Here is a 6,634-nt window from a genome sequence, read left to right as displayed (position 1 = left end):
ACTGCTCGATGATGCGCTGGAGCTGTGCTATGACGTGGCAAAACTGTCTCTGGGACGCTCGGCGCTGCTTGATGCCGCCTTTGAACGCGCGACGCTCTATCGGGCGCGGCTGAAGCGGCTGAAAGAGATCAACCAGCCGGGCTTCAGCTACTGGTACGAATGCACTTCCCGCCACTTTACCCTGGCGCTGACGCCGTTGACGGTGGCCGAAAAATTTAAGGAGGTGATGGCGCAGAAGGCGGGGAGCTGGATTTTTACCTCCGCAACGCTGTCGGTCAACGACGATCTGCGTCATTTCACCGCGCGCCTTGGCATTGAAGAGGCCGAATCGCTGTTGCTACCCAGCCCGTTTGATTACGCGCATCAGACGCTGCTCTGTGTGCCGCGCAATCTGCCGCTGCCGAATCAGCCCGGCGCCGCGCGACATCTGGCCGCGATGCTCAAACCGCTGATTGAAGCTAACGACGGCCGCTGCTTTATGCTGTGCACCTCGCACGCGATGATGCGCGATCTGGCGGAGCAGTTCCGCGCCACTATGACCTTACCGGTTCTGTTACAGGGGGAAACCAGTAAAGGGCAACTGTTGCAGCAGTTTGTCAGTGCCGGCAACGCTCTGCTGGTGGCGACCAGCAGCTTTTGGGAGGGGGTGGATGTGCGCGGCGATGCGCTATCGCTAGTGATTATTGATAAGTTGCCGTTTACCTCACCAGACGATCCGCTGCTGAAAGCGCGCATGGAAGACTGTCGCCTGCGCGGCGGCGATCCGTTTGACGAAGTCCAACTGCCGGATGCGGTCATTACGCTGAAACAAGGGGTCGGGCGTCTGATCCGCGATATTGACGATCGCGGGGTGCTGGTGATTTGCGACAACCGGCTGGTGATGCGCCCTTATGGCGCCGTCTTCCTCGCCAGCCTGCCGCCCGCGCCGCGAACCCGCGATATCCGCCGGGCGGTGCGTTTCCTCTCGGTGCCGCCGGCAAGGTAATCTGGCGCAAAATATGGTAAGCTGCGCGCCATTTTGTCAATCTGCTAGAGCGAGAACGCGACAACTCATGCGAATTTTGGCTATCGATACCGCCACGGAGGCCTGCTCCGCGGCGCTGTGGAATGATGGCACCCTTTGTGCTCATTTCGAAATTTGTCCCCGCGAACATACCCAACGTATTCTGCCGCTGGTGCAGGATCTCCTGCACGAAAGCAATGTGTCACTGACCGATCTGGATGCGCTGGCCTTTGGCCGCGGACCAGGCAGTTTTACCGGCGTGCGCATTGGCATTGGCATTGCTCAGGGGCTGGCGCTGGGGGCTGAACTGCCGATGATTGGCATATCGACCCTGGCCACCATGGCGCAGGGCGCCTGGCGTAAAACCGGGGCAACCCGCGTGCTGGCAGCCATCGACGCCCGAATGGGCGAAGTGTACTGGGCTGAATATCAGCGCGATGAGCAGGGAGTCTGGCACGGCGAAGAGAGCGAAGCGGTGCTGAAGCCTGATGCCGTTCGTGAACGTCTGCAACAACTGGACGGTCGCTGGGCAACGGTAGGGACCGGCTGGCAAGCCTGGCCCGACCTGACGAAGGAGACAGGGCTGGTCTTAAGCGACGGCGAGATGACGCTGCCGGCGGCGGAAGACATGCTGCCGCTGGCTTGCTATCTGCTCGCTGCCGGGAAAATCGTTGCCGTAGACAAAGCTGAACCGGTTTATTTGCGTAACGACGTGGCGTGGAAGAAACTTCCTGGCCGAGGATGAATCTCAGTAAACATAAGACTGAGAGAAGGAGTCGTATCATGGCGGGTCAAAACAAAGCAGTACGTTGGTTATTCGCGGGCGCCGTTGCCGTCGCGTTAAGTGGATGCGTGTCGGTGCCGGACGTGATTAAAGGCTCCAGCCCGACGCCGCAGCAAGATTTAGTCCGGGTCATGGCGGCGCCACAGCTCTATGTTGGCCAGGAAGCCCGCTTCGGCGGTAAAGTCGTCAACATCCAGAATCAACAGGGGAAAACCCGCCTGGAAATCGCTACTGTTCCGCTGGACAGCGGCGCCCGGCCTGAGCTGAACGAAGCGTCACGCGGACGCATCTTTGCCGATGTGAACGGTTTCCTCGACCCGGTTGATTACCGCGGCCAACTGGTGACCGTCGTTGGCCCGATTACCGGCGTCGTTGACGGAAAAATCGGCAGCACAGCGTACAAATTTATGCTGATGAATGCGACCGGCTATAAGCGCTGGAACGTCGTGCAGCAGGTGATAATGCCGCCGCAACCGATCGACCCGTGGATGCTCGGCCCGCGCCCCTGGGCTTACGGTTATGGCGGCTGGGGCTGGTACAACCCGGGTCCTGCGGAAGTCAGAAGTGTTGTAACTGAATGATTTTGTAGTTTTGTAAGCTAAAAGAAACAGCGGCTTGTCCGCTGTTTCTTTATTTTTGGACTGATAAGAAAAATAAATAGTGACGCGCTTCGCAACCTGTAAAACGGCTAATTAATAAACTGGTACGCTGAGTTAATATAATGTTAACAAAATGTTTGTTGATCAGGGGCTGTGATGACGACGAATAACTATTTCAGAGGTGATGCAGTGAAAAAGGTTTGGCTAAATCGCTATCCCGCCGATGTTCCGGCGGAGATAAATCCTGACCGCTACCAATCCCTGGTTGAAGTATTTGAACATGCCGCCACGCGCTACGCCGACCAACCGGCGTTTATCAACATGGGCGAGGTGATGACCTACCGTAAGCTGGAGGAGCGCAGCCGGGCATTCGCTGCTTATCTCCAGCAGGGGCTGGGGCTGCAAAAGGGCGATCGCGTCGCACTGATGATGCCTAACCTGTTGCAATACCCCATTGCGCTCTTCGGTATTCTGCGCGCGGGGATGATTGTGGTGAATGTCAACCCGCTGTATACGCCGCGCGAGCTTGAACATCAGTTGAATGACAGCGGGGCGGCGGCGATTGTGATCGTCTCCAACTTCGCCCACACCCTGGAGAAAGTGGTCGACAAAACCCTGGTGAAGCATGTGATCCTGACCCGGATGGGCGATCAACTTTCAACAGCCAAAGGCACCCTGGTGAATTTCGTGGTGAAGTACATCAAGCGTCTGGTGCCGAAGTATCACCTCCCCGATGCTATCTCTTTCCGCAGTGCGCTACATACCGGTTACCGTATGCAGTACGTTAAACCGGACATTGTCTGTGCCGATCTGGCTTTCCTGCAGTACACCGGTGGCACCACCGGCGTGGCGAAAGGGGCAATGCTTACCCATCGCAATATGCTGGCTAATCTTGAACAGGTGAATGCCACCTACGGGCCGCTGCTGCATCGTGGGAAAGAGTTTGTTGTGACGGCGCTGCCGCTGTACCATATTTTTGCGCTAACCATGAATTGCCTGCTGTTCATTGAACTCGGCGGCCAGAACCTGCTGATTACCAACCCGCGTGATATTCCGGGGTTGGTAAAGGAGCTGGCAAAATACCCGTTCACCGCGATGACCGGGGTCAATACGCTGTTCAATGCCTTGCTCAACAACAAAGAGTTTCAGCAGCTCGATTTCTCTTCTCTGCATCTTTCCGCTGGCGGTGGTATGCCGGTGCAGCAGGTGGTGGCCGAGCGGTGGGTTAAGCTCACTGGCCAGTATCTGCTGGAGGGCTATGGCCTGACGGAATGCGCTCCGTTGGTCAGCGTTAACCCCCATGATATTGACTACCACAGCGGCAGCATCGGTTTGCCGGTTCCGTCGACCGAAGCGAAGCTGGTGGATGATGATGATAATGAAGTGCCGCCGGGAATACCTGGCGAGCTGTGTGTCAAAGGGCCGCAGGTCATGCTGGGCTACTGGCAGCGTCCTGATGCGACCGCAGAGATCATCAAAGACGGCTGGCTGCATACCGGCGATATTGCGGTGATGGACGATGAAGGCTTTTTGCGCATCGTCGATCGCAAAAAAGATATGATTCTGGTCTCCGGGTTTAATGTCTATCCCAACGAAATTGAAGATGTGGTGATGCAGCATTCGGGCGTTCAGGAGGTGGCTGCCGTCGGCGTCCCGTCGGGCAGCAGCGGTGAAGCGGTGAAAATTTTCGTTGTGAGGAAAGACGCGGCGCTGACCGAAGAGGCACTGATCACCTTCTGCCGCCGCCATCTGACCGGATATAAAGTGCCGAAACTGGTTGAATTCCGTGATGAACTGCCGAAATCCAATGTTGGAAAAATTTTACGGCGAGAACTGCGTGACGAAGCTCGCGCTAAAGTAGACAATAAAGCCTAAGGTATACGAGAGTCGCCAGACGCCGGCTAAGCCGGCGTTTTTTATGGGCGCAAGTTAAGAGAGCATGATTTGAACTATCAGATGATCACCACCGACGATGGTCTTCGCGCCATCTGTGAAGCGGCAAACGTGGCACCCGCGATTGCGCTGGATACAGAGTTTGTCCGCACCCGCACCTACTACCCGCAGTTGGGCCTGCTCCAGTTGTTTGACGGTGAACAGGTTTCGCTGATTGACCCGCTGGAGATAACCGACTGGGCGCCGATGCGTGAGCTGCTGCTGAACAAGGACGTCACCAAGTACCTGCACGCTGGCAGTGAAGATCTGGAAGTGTTCCTCAACACCTTTAACCTGATGCCGCAGCCGTTGATTGATACCCAGATTCTGGCCGCTTTTTGCGGTCGCCCGATGTCATGGGGATTTGCCTCGATGGTGGAAGAGTATACCGGCATTGCGCTGGATAAGAGCGAGTCGCGCACCGACTGGCTGGCTCGTCCGCTGACCCCGCGTCAGTGTGACTATGCGGCGGCCGATGTCTGGTATCTTTTGCCGATCGCCAGCAAGCTCATGGCAGAAACTGAAGCCGCAGGGTGGCTGGAGGCCGCGCTGGACGAATGCCGTCTGATGCAGCAACGTCGTCAGGAAGTGCAGGACCCGGCGCAGGCGTGGCGTGATATCGGTAACGCCTGGCAACTGCGCACCCGTCAGCTGGGCTGCCTGCAACTGCTGGCAGAGTGGCGCTTACGTAAGGCGCGCGATCGCGATATGGCGGTTAATTTTGTCGTGCGCGAAGAGCATTTGTGGAACGTAGCGCGCTATATGCCGGGGAGTCTGGGGGAACTTGATAGCCTCGGCCTGTCCGGCAGCGAAATTCGTTTTCACGGCAAGACGCTGATAAGCCTGGTAGAGAAAGCCCAGGCGTTGCCTGAAGAGGCACTGCCGGAGCCGCTGCAAAACCTGGTTGATATGCCGGGCTACCGCAAAGTCTTTAAAGAGATTAAAGCGCTGGTGCAGGAAGTGAGTACCGAGAAGGGGCTGAGTGCAGAGTTGCTGGCATCAAGACGGCAGATTAACCAACTGCTGAACTGGCACTGGCAGTTGAAAAGGGCAAACGGTCGACCTGAGCTGATTTCCGGCTGGCGAAGCGACCTGATGGCCGAGCGTCTACAGGCGTTGTTAAGCGAATATCCGCGCTAAGCCGCAGCAAAAAGCCCGGGCAAGAGTATCCGGGCCACGACGCCAATGAACCCGACCGCGCAAGACTGTCGGGTTCATTCGGGTCAGGGTTTCGACTCTTCCGTTTCTGGCAAAGTCACGTTCAACTCCAGAATCGAAATATCGCCATCCCGTTGTTCCAGCTGAACGCTGACCATTTCCGGGTCGATTTGTACATACTTACAAATCACTTCCAGAATATCTTTGCGTAACTGCGGCAGATAATGCGGTTCAGCATCGCTGCGACGACGCTCCGCGACGATGATTTGCAGGCGCTCTTTCGCAATGTTGGCCGTGTTCTTTTTCCGCGAGAGAAAAAAGTCGAGTAATGCCATAATTTATCCTCCGAACAGGCGTTTGAGGAAACCTTTCTTCTCTTCTTCAATGAAGCGGAAAGGACGTTCTTCTCCGAGCAGACGTTCTACCGTATCGGCATAGGCCTTGCCTGCATCTGATTCGTTATCCAGGATAACCGGCTCACCCTGGTTTGACGCCCGCAGTACGGACTGATCTTCCGGGATAACGCCGACCAGATTAATACGCAGGATTTCCAGAACATCTTCCATGCTCAGCATGTCGCCTTTGTTCACCCGTCCAGGGTTGTAGCGCGTTAGCAGCAGGTGTTCTTTGATCGGCTCATCGCCATTTTCCGCGCGGCGGGATTTGGAGGCGAGGATGCCGAGGATTCGGTCGGAGTCACGCACGGAGGAGACTTCCGGGTTGGTGGTGATGATGGCTTCGTCGGCAAAATAGAGCGCCATTAGCGCGCCGGTTTCGATGCCCGCAGGGGAATCGCAGATCACAAAATCGAAGTCCATCTTTTGCAGTTCTTCGAGAACTTTATCGACACCTTCACGGGTCAGCGCATCTTTATCACGCGTCTGGGAAGCGGGGAGGATATAGAGATTGTCGGTGCGTTTATCTTTGATTAACGCCTGATTCAACGTGGCATCGCCCTGAATCACGTTGACGAAATCATAAACCACCCGACGCTCGCAGCCCATAATCAGGTCGAGGTTACGCAGACCGATATCAAAATCGATAACGACGGTTTTCTTTCCCTTCTGGGCCAAACCGGTAGCGATGGCCGCGCTGGAGGTGGTCTTGCCAACGCCCCCTTTACCCGAAGTCACAACAATAATGCGTGCCATAGAAATT

General features: G+C 56.2%; 7 protein-coding genes. 5 read left to right on the top strand and 2 right to left on the bottom strand.

Translation table 11 applies throughout. From position 1 onward, the window contains the following. From ACZAHD_RS09945 to rnd, 5 genes are all read left to right on the top strand, one after another. Positions 1 to 985 (top strand): ATP-dependent DNA helicase (locus ACZAHD_RS09945; protein WP_462456612.1); only part of this gene is annotated, 985 nt, incomplete at its 5' end. Positions 986 to 1,052: 67 nt separating this feature from the next. Continuing rightward, entirely contained in the window at positions 1,053 to 1,748 is a 696-nt protein-coding gene (tsaB, locus tag ACZAHD_RS09940; protein WP_462456611.1) for a tRNA (adenosine(37)-N6)-threonylcarbamoyltransferase complex dimerization subunit type 1 TsaB, read from the top strand. Positions 1,749 to 1,786: 38 nt separating this feature from the next. Continuing rightward, on the top strand, positions 1,787 to 2,368 hold the full coding sequence (locus tag ACZAHD_RS09935; RefSeq protein WP_462456610.1) for a Slp family lipoprotein: 582 nt from the start codon (positions 1,787 to 1,789) through the stop codon (positions 2,366 to 2,368). A 207-nt stretch (positions 2,369 to 2,575) separates the two neighbouring features. Beyond that, positions 2,576 to 4,261: a long-chain-fatty-acid--CoA ligase FadD gene (gene fadD, locus ACZAHD_RS09930; protein WP_462456609.1), complete on the top strand. Its 1,686-nt coding sequence runs from the start codon at positions 2,576 to 2,578 to the stop codon at positions 4,259 to 4,261. Between the two features lie 81 nt (positions 4,262 to 4,342). Beyond that, on the top strand, positions 4,343 to 5,458 hold the full coding sequence (gene rnd / locus ACZAHD_RS09925) for a ribonuclease D (RefSeq protein WP_462456616.1): 1,116 nt from the start codon (positions 4,343 to 4,345) through the stop codon (positions 5,456 to 5,458). Between the two features lie 83 nt (positions 5,459 to 5,541). Here the strand turns inward: rnd and minE are convergent, their stop codons facing one another. Continuing rightward, a complete protein-coding gene (gene minE / locus ACZAHD_RS09920; protein WP_462456608.1) occupies positions 5,542 to 5,811 on the bottom strand; it encodes a cell division topological specificity factor MinE in 270 nt (89 codons plus the stop codon). A gap of 3 nt (positions 5,812 to 5,814) precedes the next feature. After that, positions 5,815 to 6,627 (bottom strand): septum site-determining protein MinD, encoded by an 813-nt coding sequence (gene minD / locus ACZAHD_RS09915; protein ID WP_462456607.1) that lies wholly within the window; start codon positions 6,625 to 6,627, stop codon positions 5,815 to 5,817. Positions 6,628 to 6,634: the final 7 nt, after the last annotated feature.

Origin of the sequence: Raoultella sp. (genome assembly GCF_039594335.1) — a bacterium.
Lineage (GTDB): Bacteria > Pseudomonadota > Gammaproteobacteria > Enterobacterales > Enterobacteriaceae > Klebsiella.
This window is presented reverse-complemented; position numbering and strand designations above follow the sequence as displayed.

Bases quoted from the DNA above. Each gene is read 5' to 3' on its own strand.
- tsaB (WP_462456611.1), top strand. From the start codon at position 1,053: ATGCGAATTTTGGCTATCGATACCGCCACGGAGGCCTGCTCCGCGGCG.
- ACZAHD_RS09935 (WP_462456610.1), top strand. From the start codon at position 1,787: ATGGCGGGTCAAAACAAAGCAGTACGTTGGTTATTCGCGGGCGCCGTT.
- rnd (WP_462456616.1), top strand. From the start codon at position 4,343: ATGATCACCACCGACGATGGTCTTCGCGCCATCTGTGAAGCGGCAAAC.
- minE (WP_462456608.1), bottom strand. From the start codon at position 5,811: ATGGCATTACTCGACTTTTTTCTCTCGCGGAAAAAGAACACGGCCAAC.
- minD (WP_462456607.1), bottom strand. From the start codon at position 6,627: ATGGCACGCATTATTGTTGTGACTTCGGGTAAAGGGGGCGTTGGCAAG.